The 15,833-nt window shown below is 66.2% G+C and carries 13 protein-coding genes; 8 read left to right on the plus strand and 5 right to left on the minus strand.

Annotated elements, in window-relative coordinates:
• The first annotated feature begins 102 nt into the window (after positions 1 to 102).
• From HG421_RS20780 to HG421_RS20805, 6 genes are all read left to right on the plus strand, one after another.
• Entirely contained in the window at positions 103 to 1,407 is a 1,305-nt protein-coding gene (locus HG421_RS20780) for an MFS transporter (RefSeq protein ID WP_169707995.1), read from the plus strand.
• 149 nt (positions 1,408 to 1,556) lie between these two features.
• Entirely contained in the window at positions 1,557 to 2,792 is a 1,236-nt protein-coding gene (locus HG421_RS20785) for an HD-GYP domain-containing protein (RefSeq protein WP_169708295.1), read from the plus strand.
• 541 nt (positions 2,793 to 3,333) lie between these two features.
• The gene (locus HG421_RS20790; RefSeq protein ID WP_169707996.1) at positions 3,334 to 3,810 is read left to right on the plus strand and encodes a MarR family winged helix-turn-helix transcriptional regulator; all 477 of its coding nucleotides are present in this window, start codon (positions 3,334 to 3,336) and stop codon (positions 3,808 to 3,810) included.
• A 163-nt stretch (positions 3,811 to 3,973) separates the two neighbouring features.
• Positions 3,974 to 4,969 carry a SphA family protein gene (locus HG421_RS20795; protein WP_169708296.1) on the plus strand — a complete coding sequence of 332 codons (996 nt, stop codon included), beginning with the start codon at positions 3,974 to 3,976 and terminating at the stop codon, positions 4,967 to 4,969.
• 33 nt (positions 4,970 to 5,002) lie between these two features.
• Positions 5,003 to 5,770 (plus strand): coniferyl-alcohol dehydrogenase, encoded by a 768-nt coding sequence (locus HG421_RS20800; protein ID WP_169707997.1) that lies wholly within the window; start codon positions 5,003 to 5,005, stop codon positions 5,768 to 5,770.
• A gap of 48 nt (positions 5,771 to 5,818) precedes the next feature.
• On the plus strand, positions 5,819 to 7,300 hold the full coding sequence (locus tag HG421_RS20805) for a benzaldehyde dehydrogenase (RefSeq protein WP_169707998.1): 1,482 nt from the start codon (positions 5,819 to 5,821) through the stop codon (positions 7,298 to 7,300).
• A 127-nt stretch (positions 7,301 to 7,427) separates the two neighbouring features.
• On the opposite strand, the gene HG421_RS20810 is transcribed toward HG421_RS20805, so the two are convergent.
• The gene (locus tag HG421_RS20810; protein WP_169707999.1) at positions 7,428 to 8,324 is read right to left on the minus strand and encodes a helix-turn-helix domain-containing protein; all 897 of its coding nucleotides are present in this window, start codon (positions 8,322 to 8,324) and stop codon (positions 7,428 to 7,430) included.
• A gap of 96 nt (positions 8,325 to 8,420) precedes the next feature.
• On the opposite strand from HG421_RS20810, the gene pobA reads away from it, so the two are divergent.
• Complete coding sequence (pobA, locus tag HG421_RS20815) at positions 8,421 to 9,608, plus strand: 4-hydroxybenzoate 3-monooxygenase (RefSeq protein WP_169708000.1); 1,188 nt, start codon at positions 8,421 to 8,423, stop codon at positions 9,606 to 9,608.
• Positions 9,609 to 9,821: 213 nt separating this feature from the next.
• Positions 9,822 to 10,337 (plus strand): nuclear transport factor 2 family protein, encoded by a 516-nt coding sequence (locus HG421_RS20820; RefSeq protein WP_169708001.1) that lies wholly within the window; start codon positions 9,822 to 9,824, stop codon positions 10,335 to 10,337.
• Between the two features lie 109 nt (positions 10,338 to 10,446).
• On the opposite strand, the gene glpK is transcribed toward HG421_RS20820, so the two are convergent.
• The 4 genes from glpK to HG421_RS20840 all read right to left on the minus strand — a co-directional run bounded on the left by glpK (position 10,447) and on the right by HG421_RS20840 (position 15,695).
• Positions 10,447 to 11,946 carry a glycerol kinase GlpK gene (gene glpK, locus HG421_RS20825; RefSeq protein WP_169708002.1) on the minus strand — a complete coding sequence of 500 codons (1,500 nt, stop codon included), beginning with the start codon at positions 11,944 to 11,946 and terminating at the stop codon, positions 10,447 to 10,449.
• Positions 11,947 to 12,078: 132 nt separating this feature from the next.
• A complete protein-coding gene (locus HG421_RS20830; protein WP_169708003.1) occupies positions 12,079 to 12,900 on the minus strand; it encodes an MIP/aquaporin family protein in 822 nt (273 codons plus the stop codon).
• A 178-nt stretch (positions 12,901 to 13,078) separates the two neighbouring features.
• On the minus strand, positions 13,079 to 14,593 hold the full coding sequence (gene glpD / locus HG421_RS20835) for a glycerol-3-phosphate dehydrogenase (protein WP_169708004.1): 1,515 nt from the start codon (positions 14,591 to 14,593) through the stop codon (positions 13,079 to 13,081).
• Between the two features lie 274 nt (positions 14,594 to 14,867).
• Positions 14,868 to 15,695: a DeoR/GlpR family DNA-binding transcription regulator gene (locus tag HG421_RS20840; protein ID WP_169708005.1), complete on the minus strand. Its 828-nt coding sequence runs from the start codon at positions 15,693 to 15,695 to the stop codon at positions 14,868 to 14,870.
• Positions 15,696 to 15,833 lie beyond the last annotated feature (138 nt).

Raw genomic sequence — 15,833 nt, forward strand, 5'->3', positions numbered from 1 at the left:
TCTCCCGCTCGCCGTCATCGCAGCGCCGCGCAAGTCGCTGGCGATGCACGACCACCCGTATCACGCCCCGCAAGACCACTCCCTTCTCCACAGGACACCCCGATGCTCCAAAGCACCTCGACGCCTGCGCCCTTCGTGCTGGAGCGCATGACGCCCTTTCAGTGGCGGGCAGTGGCGATCTGCGTGCTGCTGACAATGCTCGACGGTTTCGACGTGATGGCGATGGCGTTCACCGCGCCGCATGTGTCGGCGGATTGGCAACTGTCGGGAAAGTGGCTGGGGGTGTTGTTCAGTGCCGGACTGGTGGGCATGGCCGTGGGGTCGTTGGTGCTGGCGCCGCTGGCCGACCGTATCGGCCGCCGCGCCCTGACGCTGATCTGCCTGACAATCCTCACCGTGGGCATGGGCGCCTCGGCGCTGGCCGGCAACGCCTGGCAACTGGGGGCGCTGCGGGCGTTCACCGGGATCGGCATCGGCGGCATGCTGGCCTGCGTGGCGGTGACGGCTGCGGAGTATTCCACCGCGCGCTGGCGCAGCACGGCCACGGTGCTGCAGGCCACCGGTTACCCGGTGGGCGCCACGGTGGGCGGGGCGATCGCGGCGCTGCTGTTGCAGCACTGGTCGTGGCCGTCGGTGTTCGTGCTCGGCGCGCTGGGCTCGTTGGTGTGTGTGCCGCTGGTGCTTGCCTTTCTGCCGGAGTCGCTGGAGTTCCTGATGGCTCGCCGGCCGCCGAACGCGCACACCCGCTTCAACGCAGTGCTGGCGCGGATGGGGATGCCGGCAGCGCCGCAACTGCCGCTGCCACCGGTACAGGCGGCCAGGCAGGGTTATGCCGCGCTGTTCGTCGGGGTGGTGCGGCGGCAGTCGCTGCTGATCGCGGGGGCGTTCTTCCTGTTGATGTTCTCGTTCTACTTCGTGCTCAGCTGGACGCCCAAGCTGCTGGCAACGGCGGGGCTGTCCGCCGCCCAGGGCGTGACCGGCGGGGTGCTGTTGAATCTGGGCGGTATCGCGGGCGGCTTGCTGTTCAGTTGGCTGGCGCTGCGCGCGCGGCTGTCGCGGCTCACTGCGGGTGCGCTGATCCTGGTGGCGCTGGCGATGCTCGCGTTCGGGGTGAGCAGCGCGGTGCTGAGCTGGGCGTTCGTGACGGCCCTGCTCACCGGTGCGGCACTGACCGCCGCCATGGGAGGGCTGTATGCAGTGGCGCCGGTGGTGTTCCCGGCGGCCGTACGCTCCACCGGCATGGGCTGGGCGATCGGCGTGGGCCGCTTGGGCGCGATCCTGTCGCCTCTGTGTGCGGGCGTATTGCTGGACGCCGGGTGGACACCGGCCCGGTTGTACCTGGCCTGCGCCGTGCCGCTGCTGTTCGCCGCCGCCGCCGTGGTGGCGATGCGCTTGCCGGATCGCTGAACTGCTCAGCCCGCTGCGCGCGACTGCGTGATTGCGCCTGTCCAGGACGCATCGGCGGACCAAAGAAATCGTGCCGGCTGCCGATATTTCCGAAGACCGCCATGCCCATGGCGGACTCTTCCGCGAACATCGTGCACACCAGCGCCGGCATGCTCAGAACCATCGACTCCGACCAACTTCGCCCCGGCATGTATGTCTACAAGCTGCTGGGCGCGTGGGTGCACCATCCGTTCTGGAAAACCTCGTTCCTGGTCGATTCGGACGACGTGGACAAGATCCACGGCAGCCGGATCGAGCAACTGGTGATCGACACCGCGCGTGGGCTGGATGTGGACGCGGGGACGCCGGAAACGGAAGCGGCCGATGCCACGCCACCGGAACCGGAGCCGGAGCCGCCGGAGCCGGCATCCAGCACGCGCGCGCTGCGCACCAGCAGCGTCACTGCGCAGGTCGGCATCGAGGCCGAAGTGGTGCGCGCGCGGCGCATTTTCGAAGATGGGCGCGACACCGTGGAGGAGATGTTTCGCGACGTGCGGCTCGGCCGTACCGTCGACACCGAGGCGGCCATGCCGCTGGTGGAAGCCATCAACGATTCGGTGCTGCGTCACCCGCAGGCGCTGATCAGCGTGGCGCGGCTCAAGACCGCCGACGACTACACCTATCTGCACTCGATGGCCGTGGCCGGGCTGATGAGCGGGCTCGCCCGCCAGCTCGGCCTGCCCGATGCGCAGGTGGTGGAAGCGGCGATGGGTGGCCTGCTGCACGACATGGGCAAGGCGGTGACGCCGCTGGACATCCTCAACAAGCCGGGCCGGCTCACCAACGAAGAAATGGAGGTCATGCGCCAGCATCCGCTGGATGGCCATCGCCTGCTGGTGGCCGGCGGCGTGCAGAACGCGGTGGTGCTGGAAATCGCCCTGCATCATCACGAAAAGATGGATGGCAGCGGTTATCCCAGCCGGCTGGTCGGCGAAGAGATCTCGCTGATGTCGCGGATGGGCGCGGTCTGCGATGTCTACGACGCCATCAGTTCCGACCGCCCCTATAAACGCGGCTGGGATCCGGCCGAATCGCTCAAGCAGATGGCCTCGTGGAAAGGCCACTTCGACCCGGTGATCTTCCAGGCGTTCGTGCGCCGGCTGGGGATCTATCCGGTTGGTTCGCTGGTGCGGCTGGAATCGCAGAAGCTGGCCGTGGTGATCGAACAGACCCCGGACGCCCTGCTCAAACCGAAGGTGCGGGTGTTCTACTCGGCCAAGCTGCGCAGCCATGTGCTGTTGCAGGACATCGACCTGTCGCGTCCGGACTGCCAGGACCGGATCGAAAAGATGGAAACCCCGAGCGACTGGGGCTTTCGCGATCTCGAGAAACTCTGGCTGCCCTGATCTGGCCGTGCCCCGCTGCGGGTGGTGCTGCATGCCCGTCCGGTGTGCGGCGCGTGCCCGCCTGCGCATCCTTGCCGATCGGCAGGCCACCGACGGCTGACCCCGGCCACGCCCCGCGCCCGATCGCACTGCACCGCCCGGCCCACCATGCAGCCTGCCGATCGCTGTCCCGGCCCATACCCGGCACCGTCTCGCCTAGCGGGCGCGACCATGCTGCACTGCAGCTTGGCAATGTAGTTATGTTCAATAACTATCCCGGAACGCAATCACTTGCCGACCGGAACCATGTCCACTTCGTGCCTGGATCACCGCCGTCCCTCGCATGCTGCAGCGCCGCTACGCCGCTGCCGGGCCTGCGCGTGGACGCGGGGGCTGGCGCAGCGTTGGCACGGCGCGCGACTCCGGCAGGCAACGGCGGCCTGCACGTCCACATCGGCGGGCCTGGCCGCGTCTACAATGCGGTGCACGCCGGGGATCGGCGTTGCGGACCGGGTGCCCCGCGCGTGCCGGTCCGCCTGCTGCCTTTGTCGCGAGAACCGTCATGCCCGCTACCGCCGCTGTTGCACCGTTGCCCGATCCCGTCACCGAGGTGGACCAGGCGCGCCTGCTGCGGCTGCTGGGGTATCGCATCACCCGCACCGAGTTGTTGGTGCGGCGAATGTTCCAGGAGTGCGTGGCGGCCTTCGATCTGAAGCCGGTCGATTTCTCCTTGCTGATGCTGGTGGACGGCAACCCGGGAATCAATCAACGCCAGATCGGCGATGTGTTGCACGTATCGCCGCCGAACCTGGCCATCGTGGTGGCACGGCTGGTCAAGCGCCGGCTGTTGCGGCAGGTGCGCGGGCAGCAGGACCGGCGCATGCAGCATCTGTCGCTGACGCCGGCCGGCATCACCCTGCTGACCGAAGCCGAAGCCGAGGTGCTGCGCATGGAGCGGCAGCTCAGCGCAGTGCTCGGCACCAGCGAGGCGCCGCTGCTGCGCGCGCTCGATCGTCTGGATCGGCTGGACACGCCGTAGGCCGCGCCTGCCGGCCACGTAGCCGGCGGCCTTTGTCCACTTCTATTGCAACTGCACGTGCTGTGCGTAGCGCGGGGATTGCCCCTGCCTGACACCTGCCCTGTGGCAGGCCCGCTGTTCCCTCCCAACGCTGGAGATGTCCGCAGTGAGTCGATCCTTGGAGATGCGCTGGGCAGGTGGTGCAAGAGCGTCGTGGCAGGTCCGCGCAACGCTTGGGGCGGCGGCATTGCTTGCCACTGGTGCAGCGCTCGCACAGGGCGTGCCGCAGAGTGCGGCGCTCACCAACGGGCTCAATACCGGCGGGACAAGTTTTCTGGATGGTTTCACCCGCACCACGCCCGGCTGGGCCGTGGTGACCTATCTGCGCCAGACCTCGCTGGATGCGATCAAGGACGCGCGTGGCAACGATGTCCCGGTGTTCGAGAACCCGCGGATCGATTCCACCCTGCTGCTGACCCAGGTCGCCTACGTCACGCCGTACACGCTGTTCGGTGGGGCACTGGGCATCAATACGCTGGTGCCGTTGATCAATCTGGACGCGTCCTTCGGGCGCAACAGCATCGTCACCCTGCGCGACAACGGCGCCGGCGTCGGCGACCTGACCTTCGGCCCGTACCTGCAGATGCTGCCGGTGATGCGCAATGGGCGGCCAGTGTTTTCGCAGCGTTTCGAGATCGATGCCGTGGCACCGGTCGGCAAGTTCGACCGCGACCGCGATCTCAACCAGGGCGCCGGCTACTGGTCGCTGGTGCCGAACTACGCCTTCACCGTGCTGCCCACGCCCAAGTGGGAAATCAGCGCACGCCTCAACTACGTCTACAACTTCCGCAGCGAGCGCCGGCCGAATCTGCCCGACGGATTCGACTTCCGTAACGGGCAGGCCGGCGATGCGGGCTGGATCAACTTCGCCACTTCCTGGGAAGTGGCGCCGGATGTGCGGCTGGGCGTCAACGCCTATTACCTCACCCAATTCCGCGACAACCGCACCAATGGCCAGCGCGTGCCCGACAGCCGGCAACGCATCTTCTACGCCGGTCCGGGCGGCGCGTGGCGGCTGGATGCCAGCAACATGCTGTTTGCCAATCTTTACCTGCCGGTAGAGGTCAGGAATGCGGCCTCCGGCAACAACGTCAACCTGCAGTACGTCCATGTGTTCTAGCGCCGGTACATCCGGCTCCTTCGGAGGGTGGCAATGAATTTGCAGAACAAGACGATCGTGGTGACCGGTGTGGCCTCGGGCATCGGCGCAGAGGTCGCACGGCTGGCGCGGTTTCATGGCGCCACGGTGATCGGGGTGGATCGCACGCCGGTGCAGATGACGCTGCACGGCTTTCATCAGGCCGACCTGGGCGACCCGGCGTCGATCGATGCGCTGGTCAGCGCCTTGCCGGAACGTATCGATGCGCTGGCCAATGTGGCAGGTGTGCCCGGCACCGCGCCGCTGGATGCGGTGGCACGCGTCAATTACCTGGGCTTGCGTCATCTCAGCCACGCGTTGCTGCCGCGCATCGTCCCGGGCGGTGCCATCATCAACGTCGCCTCGATCCTTGGCGCGGAGTGGCCGCAGCGACTGGAGCTGCACAAGCAGCTGGCCGCCGCCGACAGTTTCCAGGCCGGCGCTGCCTGGCTGGCCGCGCATCCGGTGGCCCACGACACCTGCTACCAGTATTTCAAGGAAGCCTTGATCGTGTGGACCTTGCTGCAATCGCGCCCCTGGTTTGCCGAGCGCGGCATCCGCGTCAACAACGTGTCTCCCGGGCCGGTGTTCACCCCGATCCTGGGCGACTTCGCCGCGATGCTGGGCGAGGAGCGCGTCAAGGAAGATGCCAAGCGCATGACCCGCCCGGCGTATGCCGACGAGGTGGCCGAGGCCATCGTGTTCCTGGCATCGGATGCCGCGCGCTGGATCAATGGCATCACCCTGCCGGTCGATGGCGGGCTGGCATCCACCACGCTGTAGTTCTCCCACCCGTCCTTTCCCCCAATGCTTGTAGCAGGAGGCTAGACCATGAATGCTCTTCCCAGCGCAGCGGTCGCTGCGATCGATACGCCCGCTTGGCACGGCTGCATTTTCAATGGCGAGTGGGTGCCCGGCCACGGCGGCAGCCTGCCGATCCATGAGCCGGCCACCGGTGGCTTGCTGCACGAGGTCAGCAAGGCCGATCTGGACGACGTGGCGGCTGCCGTGGCGCAGGCCAAGCAGGCACAGCGCGCCTGGGCTGCCACCTCGCCGCGCGAGCGCGCCGCGATCTTTCATCGCGCCGCCCAGGTGATGCAGGCGCGCAGTGCCGAAGCTGCGCTGCTGATCGCACGCGAAACCGGTGGCATCCTGCCCAAGGCCCAGCGCGAAGTGGATGAAGCCGTGGTGTTCTACCAACAGGCCGCCGGGTTGCCGCTGCAGGCGGTGGGCCAGGTGCTGCCAACCGCTTCAGGCCAACTCAGCCTTGCCCGGCATCTGCCGCTGGGCGTGGTGGCGGTGATCTCGCCGTTCAATTTTCCGCTGATCCTGTCGCTGCGCTCGGTGGCGCCGGCGCTGGCCATGGGCAACGCGGTGATCCTCAAGCCCGACCCGCGCACCCCTTACACCGGCGGAGTGATCATCGCGCAGGTGCTGGAAGAAGCCGGCCTGCCCAAGGGCTTGCTGCACGTGCTCAATGGCGATGCGCAGATCGGCCAGGCACTGGTGGAGTCGCCGGATATCCCGATGATCGCCTTCACCGGCTCCACTGCGGCTGGCCGCCGCATCGGCGAAATTGCCGGGCGACACCTGAAAAAAGTGGCCTTGGAACTGGGCGGCAACAACGCGGTGATCGTGCTCGACGATGCCGATCTGGATCGCGCCGCCTCGGCCATCGCCTTCGGTGCCTATCTGCACCAGGGACAGATCTGCATGGCCACCGGCCGGGTCTTGGTTCAACGCAGTGTGGCCGATGCGCTGACCCAGCGGTTGGCGGAAAAAGCACGGCATATGCCGGTGGGCGACCCGGTCAGCGGCACCGTGGCCCTGGGCCCCATCATCGACCAGCGCCAGCTGCAACGGGTGATCGACATCGTCGCCGACAGTGTGGCCGCCGGCGCGGTGGTGGAAGCCGGCGGAACCAACGAAGGGCTGTTCTATGCGGCCACCGTGCTGTCGAACGTGCGCCCGGGCATGCGCGTGTTCGATGAAGAGGTGTTCGGGCCAGTGATCAATATCACCGTGTTCGATACCGATGAAGAAGCTGCGCAGATGGCCAACCACGGTGAGTACGGCCTGGCCGCCGGGATCATGTCGGCCTCGGTGTCGCGCGCGATGGCCCTGGGCGAGCGCCTGCATCCGGGCCTGCTGCACATCAACGACCAGACCGTGGTGGATGAGGTGATCAACCCGTTTGGGGGTACCGGTGCGTCGGGCAACGGCACCAGCGTTGGTGGCCCGGCCGACTGGGAGCAGTACACGCACTGGCAGTGGCTGACGATCAAGAACGAGGTGCCGCAGTACCCGTTCTGAGCGCCTGCGCCTGCACCGAGGTGCCTGGTGTCGATGCAAGCCGGGGCAGCGACATGGCTGCTGGCTTTCGCTGCAGCGGCCATGACGGGGTGCGACGCACGTGCCCGTCCGGTGTTGCTGCGCGCGTCTACGCGTCCGCGCGGAACTGCGTTGGCGAGCAGCCTGCGTGCCGCGCGAAATAGCGGCTGAAATAGGCAGCGTCGAAAAATCCAAGCGTGGCAGCGATCTGCTGCACGCTCAGGCTGGTGTAGCGCAGGCTGCGGCGGGCCTCGAGCATGATCCGGCGTTGCAGCAGTTCCAGCGCCGACGCATTGGCCAGGCGACGGCATAGTGCGTTGAGATGGCCCGGGGTCAGGCCCAAGTGGTCGGCATAGCGGGAGATCGGCCAGTGCGCACGATAGTGCTGGTCGATCAATGCCTGGTAGGCACGCAGGTGGCGCAGGGCAGGGTCTGCCTGTGGGCTGGCGTCCGCTGCGTCGTGCAGGCCTTGCAAGGCCGTGCGAGCAGTCCAGATCACCAATTGCGTTGCGGCGGCCTGCAGTGCGGCGGCGTGTCCCACACGCCGATGCATGTGATCATTGGCAATGCTGTCGAACAGCAGGTCGAGCAATGTCCGCGAGGCGTTGGCCTGCAGCACCGCCGGCCGTGCCAGGCCTGGCTGCAGCACGGGTGCCGCGTCCAGCGCGCTGCGCACCAGCGGCATGCACAAGGTGATGATGTGGCCGCGCACGCGCGGGTCGAATGCGAACCCGTGCACACACAGCGGCGGCAGCCACACCAGCGTGGCGCCACGCAGGCGCTGGGTGCGCCCATCCAGTTGCAGCGTTGCCGGCCCGCGCTGCACATACAGCAGTTGCGCCAGGTCTTCATGCCGATGCGGGTCGATGTGCCAGTCGTGCAGACGGCTGCGCGCGGCGATCGACTCCCAATGCAGCAGCTCCGGTGCATCGGCGTGCTGCTCGCCGTATAGGCCGAACGCCGGAACGGCACTGGTTGCAGTGAGTTGGCGCGCGCGTGTGGGCATCGTCGAAAAGTCCAAGCACTGCGCGCAATCATCCCTTCAATGGCGCCCGTTGGCTACCGACACTGCAGGTCTGGTCATTGAAGGCAGGAGCGCGCCATGCGGACGCAAATTGCAATCGTCGGTGCCGGGCCATCCGGCCTGCTGCTGGGAGAGCTGTTGCTGCGTGCCGGCATCGACACCCTCATCGTCGAGCGGCAGACGCCAGAACACGTACTGGGGCGCATCCGCGCCGGAGTGCTGGAGCAGGGCAGTGTGGAGTTGCTGCAACGCGCCGGTGTGGGCGAACGTCTGCAGCGTGAAGGTCTGCCGCATCATGGCTTCGAACTGTCGCTCGATGGCCGGCGCGAGCGCATCGATCTGCTACGCAGTTGCGGTCGCGGGGTCACGGTGTATGGCCAGACCGAGGTCACTGCCGATCTGATGCAGGCGCGGCAGCGCAGCGATGCGCCGACCTACTACGGCGCACGCGAGGTCACGCTGCACGCGCTGGACAGCGCCACGCCCAGCGTGGAGTTCATCCATGAGGGCAGCCGTGTGCGCGTTGCCTGTGACTACATCGTCGGCTGCGACGGCTTCCATGGCGTCAGCCGTGCCAGCATTCCTGCCGACCGTCTGCGCCTGTACGAGCGGGTGTACCCGTTCGGCTGGCTCGGCGTACTTGCCGACACGCCACCGGTGCACGACGAGCTGATCTATGCACGCCACCGCCTGGGATTTGCGCTGTGTTCGATGCGCTCGCCCACGCGCAGCCGCTACTACGTGCAGGTACCGGCCGACGCGCGCGTGGAGGCATGGAGCGATGCGGCATTCTGGGATGCATTGCGCGCCCGCTTGCCGGCAACGTTGGCAGAGCAACTGGTCACCGGCCCGTCGATCGAGAAGAGCATTGCGCCATTGCGCAGCTTCGTGGCCGAGCCGATGCAGTACGGGCGCCTGTTCCTGGCCGGAGATGCCGCGCATATCGTGCCGCCCACCGGTGCCAAGGGGCTGAATCTTGCGCTGGCCGATGTCGGGCTGCTTGCACAGCTATTCGCGCGCTGGAAGGTCTCTGGCAATGCCGACGGCTTGCAGCAGTATTCGGCGCTGGCGCTGCAGCGGGTGTGGAAGGCGGAGCGGTTTTCGTGGTGGATGACCACGCTGCTGCACAGCTTCGACAACGAAGATGGCTTTACCGCGCGCGTCCGCACCGCCGAGCTGGACTACCTGCTCGGCAGCGAGGCCGGGCGCACGACCATTGCAGAAAACTACGCAGGGCTGCCGTTGGTCGCGTTGGCGAAGGCCTGAGGTGGCCGCATTGAAGGTAATTCTTTGATTACCAGAGCGTGTGAAAGTGTCCTGGTGCACTTTCGGGTGGCTAGCGCGGCAACGAACGTGATCGGTAGGGTGGTCCAGACGCGTGGCGGTCGCTGTCTGAGCAAGGACGCGTCAATCCCCAACCATGAGCCGTGTGCCGATTCCCCCGCGGGCGCAAGGCCCCTTCCACCCGAGGAGATTCCCATGAACAAGAACCTGTTTTCTCGTGCTTTGTTGCTGATCATGCTGGCCGCACCGATGGCGGCGTTTGCGCAGACTGCGGTGACCGCCAACCCCAACCACGAAAAGATGCTGATCGGCTCCAACTGGTACGAGACTGCCAACAAGCGCCTGGTCTACGACTTCTGGCGCATCGTGTTCGAGGCAGGCCAGGTGCAGTACGCACCGATGTACATGGACAAGAACTACATCCAGCACAACCCGAATGTGGCCAACGGACGCGATGCCTTCATCGCCTTCCTGACCGCCTTCGTGCCGCCGACGCCGGTACAGGCACGCGTGCAGTTGCCGTTGGTGGCGATCACCGCCGACCATGACCTGGTCACGCTGGTGTCGGTGCGCACGCTGCCGGACCCGCGTAACCCCGGGCAGACCTACACCACCACCTGGTTCGACATGTTCCGCATCGAGAAGGGCCTGATCAAGGAACACTGGGATCCGGACACCATCGCCGGCCGCGCCAATACCGGCGGCCAATAAGTCTGTGACTGATCGCCGGCCTGCAGGCTGCAGGCCGGCAATCTGCGTTTCAAAGATGCATGACCTGCGCGTCGGCTAAATGCAGGCAGCGTCTGCGCGGTTGAATCACTCAGCTGATTCGGAAACCCATCGTCGCTTCCACCGCCTGCTGCCAACCGCCATACAGCTGCTCGCGCTTGTCCTCGGCCATGGCCGGCTCGAAACGACGATCCACCGCCCACTGCTTGGCGATTTCCTCGCGGCTGCTCCAGAACCCGGTCGCAAGCCCCGCCAGATAGGCCGCTCCCAGTGCCGTGGTTTCGGCCACTTCCGGGCGCAGCACCGGCACATCGAGGATGTCGCTCTGGAACTGCGCCATGAAGTCGTTGGCGATGGCGCCACCGTCGGCGCGCAGTTCCTTCAACTCGATGCCCGAATCGCTCTGCATCGCGGTGAGCACGTCGCGGGTCTGATACGCCATCGACTCCACCGCCGCGCGGACGAAGTGTTCCTTGCTGGTGCCGCGGGTCAGGCCGAACACCGCGCCGCGGATATCGCTGCGCCAGTAAGGCGCGCCCAGGCCGACGAAGGCCGGCACCAGATACACGCCATCGTTGTCGCCGGCACGCTCGGCATAGGCCTGCGAGTCGCTGGCCTTGCCGAGCATGCGCAGGCCATCGCGCAACCACTGCACCACCGAACCGGCGACGAAGATCGCCCCTTCCAGTGCATATTCCACCTTGCCGTCGATGCCCCAGGCGATGGTGGTCAGCAGCCCGGCCTTGGAGGCCACCGCCTTGTCGCCGGTATTCATCAGCATGAAACAACCGGTGCCATAGGTGTTTTTCGCCATGCCCGGTTCGAAACAGGCCTGGCCGAACAATGCGGCCTGCTGGTCCCCGGCAATGCCGGCGATCGGCACCTGCTCGCCATAGAAATACTGGGTCTGGGTCATGCCGTAGACCTCGCTGGAGGAGCGTACCTGCGGCAGCATCTGCGCCGGCACGTCCAGCATCTCCAGCAGTTCGGCATCCCACTCCAAAGTGTGGATGTTGAACATCATGGTGCGCGAGGCATTGGTGTAGTCGGTGACGTGCACCTTGCCGCCGGTGAGGTTCCAGATCAGCCAGCTGTCGATGGTGCCGAAGGCCAGCTCGCCGTTGCGTGCGCGCTCGCGCGCACCTTCGACATGGTCGAGGATCCACTTGACCTTGGTGCCGGAAAAATACGCATCGATCAGCAGCCCGGTCTTGTCGCGCACCATCTGCTCGTGTCCGGCCTCTTTCAGCTGGGTGCAGATGTCCTTGGTCTGCCGCGATTGCCAGACGATGGCGTTGTAGATCGGTTGGCCGGTGGCCTTGTCCCACACCACCGCGGTTTCGCGCTGGTTGGTGATGCCGATGCCGGAGATCGCGCGCGCATCGATCTGCGCGTTGTTGAGCAGCTCGGTAATGGTGGTGTAGACACTGGTCATGATCTCGCGCGGGTTGTGCTCCACCCAGCCCGGCTGCGGAAAGATCTGCCCGAATTCGCGCTGCGCCACGCCGGCCACCTTGCCTTGGCGATCGAACAACATCGCGCGCGAGCTGGTGGTGCCTTGATCGATCGCCAGGACGTATTGCTTTTCCATCGAAGAGTCCTCAAACAATGCCGGCGTTGGCGCACGGCGAGAGTGGTCGGTGCAACTGGGTGACGCTGCACGAATGGCACGCCGGCGGCGGCGATTGGTGCAAGCGGTCAGGCGTGCTGAAAGGTACGGCGATCAGCGCGGATCCAGCGGCGGCGTGTCGCCCTGCAGGTGCCGCACACGTGCCGGCAGGAACGGCAGGATCAGCCACTGATATGCCAGCGCGCCGATCGGCCCGCCGATCAACGGCCCGACGATCGGCACCCACCAGTAGTTGTCCTTTGCCGGCAGGGCGGCTTCGCCCCAGCCTGCGAAGTAGGCGAACAGACGGGGGCCGAAATCGCGTGCCGGATTCATCGCCCAGGCTTCCAGATACCCCATCGAGGCACCCAGCGTGGCGACCAGCAGGCCGATCATCAACGCGCCGGAATTGGCTCCCGGTGCGGCTTCATTGAAGCGCTCGGTGATGGCGAAGATGCCGAAGATCAGGAACGCGGTCATGATGATCTGGTCGACCAAGGCGTGCATCGGCGTGACCGCCAGACCCGGAGCGGTGAAGAACACCCCGGCGGCACCACCGGCTTGGCGGGTGAGCTGCTGCACCTGGTTGAAGTGATCGATCACCGGCCCGTAGAGCTGGTAGACGATGGCCGCGCCCAGGAATGCACCGATCACCTGCGCGATCCAGTACGGCACCACCTTCTTCCAGGAAAAATCACGGAACAGCGCCAGCGCCAGGGTCACCGCGGGATTGGCGTGGGTGCCGGAGACCGCGCCGGTGACGTAGATGGCCAGCGTGACCGCCAGGCCCCAGGCGATGCACACTCCCCAATACGCATTCTGGTACGGGCTGGGGTCGTACAGCACGTACATCGCCGCCACCGAATCGCCCAGCGCGATGATGATGAACATCGCCACCGCTTCGGAAATCAACTCACCGACGAGTTGACGGCTCATGCGGGCAGGCCCGCGTTGCAGTCACGGCTGCGCGCAAGTTGGCGCGATACACGCATCGGCGCGCAGGGAGATTGGTTCGTGCTCATGGGTGTGCCCTCCACAGGGATCGTCATGATGCCGGCAATACGCCAGGATTGGTTGCCGGACGACCCGTCCTCGCCGGCAACGCGGTGTGTGTTCAAGCCGCGGCGGTGGCGGTGGCCGGCACTGGCTGCGCCTGCAGATACGCCTCCAGGCGCTGACGCCCGTCTGCATCGATGCGCAGGCCGAGCTTGCTGCGACGCCACAGGATATCGTCGGCGCTCTGCGCCCATTCGTACTGCCGCAGGTACTCCACCTCGGCCTGGTACAGGTCCGCACCGAAGTGCGTGCCCAGCCCGGCCATGTCCGTTGCATCGCCCAGCAGTTGCTCGGCGCAGGTGCCGTAGTTGCGCACCAGGCGCTGCGCGGTGGCAGCGGGCAACCATGGACGCGCAGTGCGCACCCGCTCGAGCAGGCTGGCGATGTCGCGCTGCTCGCCGCCGGGCAGCGCGGCGCCGCGCGCAGTCCACGCCGGCTTGCGCGTTCCCAGGGCTTGTGTAATCCGGTCTACCGCTTCTTCGGCCAGCTTGCGGTAGGTGGTCAGCTTGCCGCCGAACACGTTGAGCAACGGCGCGCCGTCGTTGACCACTTCCAGTTGATAGTCGCGTGTGACCTCGGCGGCATTGTCTTGCGCATCGTCCAGCAACGGACGCACGCCGCTGTAGCTCCACACCACGTCCTGCGGGCTGATCTGCTGCTGGAAATACAGGTTTGCCGCCTCGCACAGGTATTGCACTTCGGCCGCATCGATCCTGGGCGCGGCGGGGTCGGTCTCGAAGTCGACATCGGTGGTGCCGATCAAGGTGAAGTCATGCTCATAGGGAATGGCGAACACGATGCGCCGGTCCGGTTGCTGGAAGATGTAGGCGTGGTCGTGATCGAACAGCTTGGGCACCACGATGTGGCTGCCCTTGACCAGGCGCAATGCGTGCTGGTGCGGCACCGCTGCGACCTTGTCCAGGAACGCCACTGCCCACGGACCAGCCGCGTTGGCCAGCGCGCGCGCCTGCACGGTGCGGCGGCGGCCCTGGCTGTCTTCGAGTTCGGCGTACCAGAATCCGGCATCGCGCCAGGCGCCGACGCAGCGGGTACGGGTGTGGATCTGCGCGCCACGCCTGGCTGCATCCATCGCGTTGAGTACCACCAGGCGCGCGTCCTGCACCCAGGCATCGGAGTACACGAACCCGGTGCGCAACGATTCCTGCAGTGGCGCGCCCACCGGATGGGTGCGCAGCGACAGCCGCCGCGAGCGCGGCAGGCTGCGCTTGCTGCCGCCCAGGTGGTCGTACAGGAACAGGCCGGCGCGGATCATCCACGCCGGGCGCAGATGCGGCTGGTGCGGTAACAGGAAGCGCAGCGGCCAGATGATGTGCGGTGCCAGCCGCAGCAGCACTTCGCGCTCGGCCAGCGCCTTGCCGACCAAGGCGAATTCATACTGTTCCAGATACCGCAGGCCGCCGTGGATGAGCTTGGTGCTGGCACTGCTGGTATGCGAGGCCAGGTCGTCCTGTTCGCACAGGCACACCGACAGGCCGCGCCCTGCCGCGTCGCGGGCGATGCCGACCCCATTGATGCCGCCGCCTACCACCAGAAGATCGTACGTCTCGCTCATCGGCGTCTCCGTCCAGATTCGCACTAGCGAACCTAAGTTGTCATGTCCGAACATATTCGAACATGGCGCCTTGCCGGGGCGTGAAGATGGAGTTGCCTAACGATGACGGCCACAACGGGGAGATAGGCACTAGGACGATTGGTTCACGCCATTGATACGCATGGAATCCCAACGTCTTTATGCCAAAAAACACAAAAACGAACATGGCATTACGCTTCAGCCGCTGGCAACCCGCGCGGATCGACAGCGCCACGCCGGGGCGATGCCTGTCTCGCTAGACGGCGCCGTTCGTCCCCGCCACATGCACCCGCGTGCCGGCGTCTTCCAGCACCCCGGCCAACTCCTGCGGCGGGGCGCGGTCGGTGAACCAGTCGTGCACCTGTGCGAGTGCACCCAGCCGCACCATGGCGTTGCGTCCGAACTTGCTGTGGTCGGCCGCCAGCAGTACCTGGCGCGAGTGCTCGATGATGGCCTGGGCCACGCGCACTTCCTGGTAATCGAAATCCAGCAAGGTGCCGTCCAGATCGATGCCGGAAATGCCGATCACCCCGAAATCCACCTTGAACTGGCGGATCAGTTCCACCGTGGCCTCGCCGGTCACGCCCTGGTCGCGGCCACGCACCACGCCACCGGCCACGATCACCTCGAAGCTGGGATTGGCGCTGAGCATCACCGCCACGTTGAGGTTATTGGTGATCACGCGCAGGCCGCGATGCTGCAGCAGGGCGCGCGCCACTTCTTCGTTGGTGGTGCCCAGGTTGATGAACAGCGAGGCATCGTCGGGAATGAAGCGCGCCACCTGCGCGGCGATGTGCTGCTTCTCGTTGGCCTGCAGCGCCTTGCGCGCGGTATAGGCCAGGTTTTCCACGCTCGAGGGCATGCTGACGCCGCCGTGATACCGGCGCAGCACGCCGGCATCGCAGAGCAGGGTCAGGTCGCGCCGGATGGTCTGCGGGGTGACCTCGAAGCGCGTTGCCAGGCCTTCCACCTCGGCAAAGCCCTGCTGTCGCACCAATGCCACCAATTGTTCCTGGCGCGGGTTCAAGGCCGGCGCCGGGGCAGTCCTGTAGTGAGTCGACTCCATGCGCAGATGATCGCGCATGCGCGTGAGGATGCAAACACGGCGATCGACCAAGCACGGAACCAGCGGACTGATCGGTGCGCCAAGGCGCGCTGGTAGCGCATGCGGTCCCGGCCAGCGCGTGCGCCAGTCCATTGCCCGGCGCATGCGCTGGCCGCC

The sequence above is a fragment of the Xanthomonas campestris pv. badrii genome (assembly GCF_012848175.1).
GTDB lineage: Bacteria > Pseudomonadota > Gammaproteobacteria > Xanthomonadales > Xanthomonadaceae > Xanthomonas > Xanthomonas campestris_C.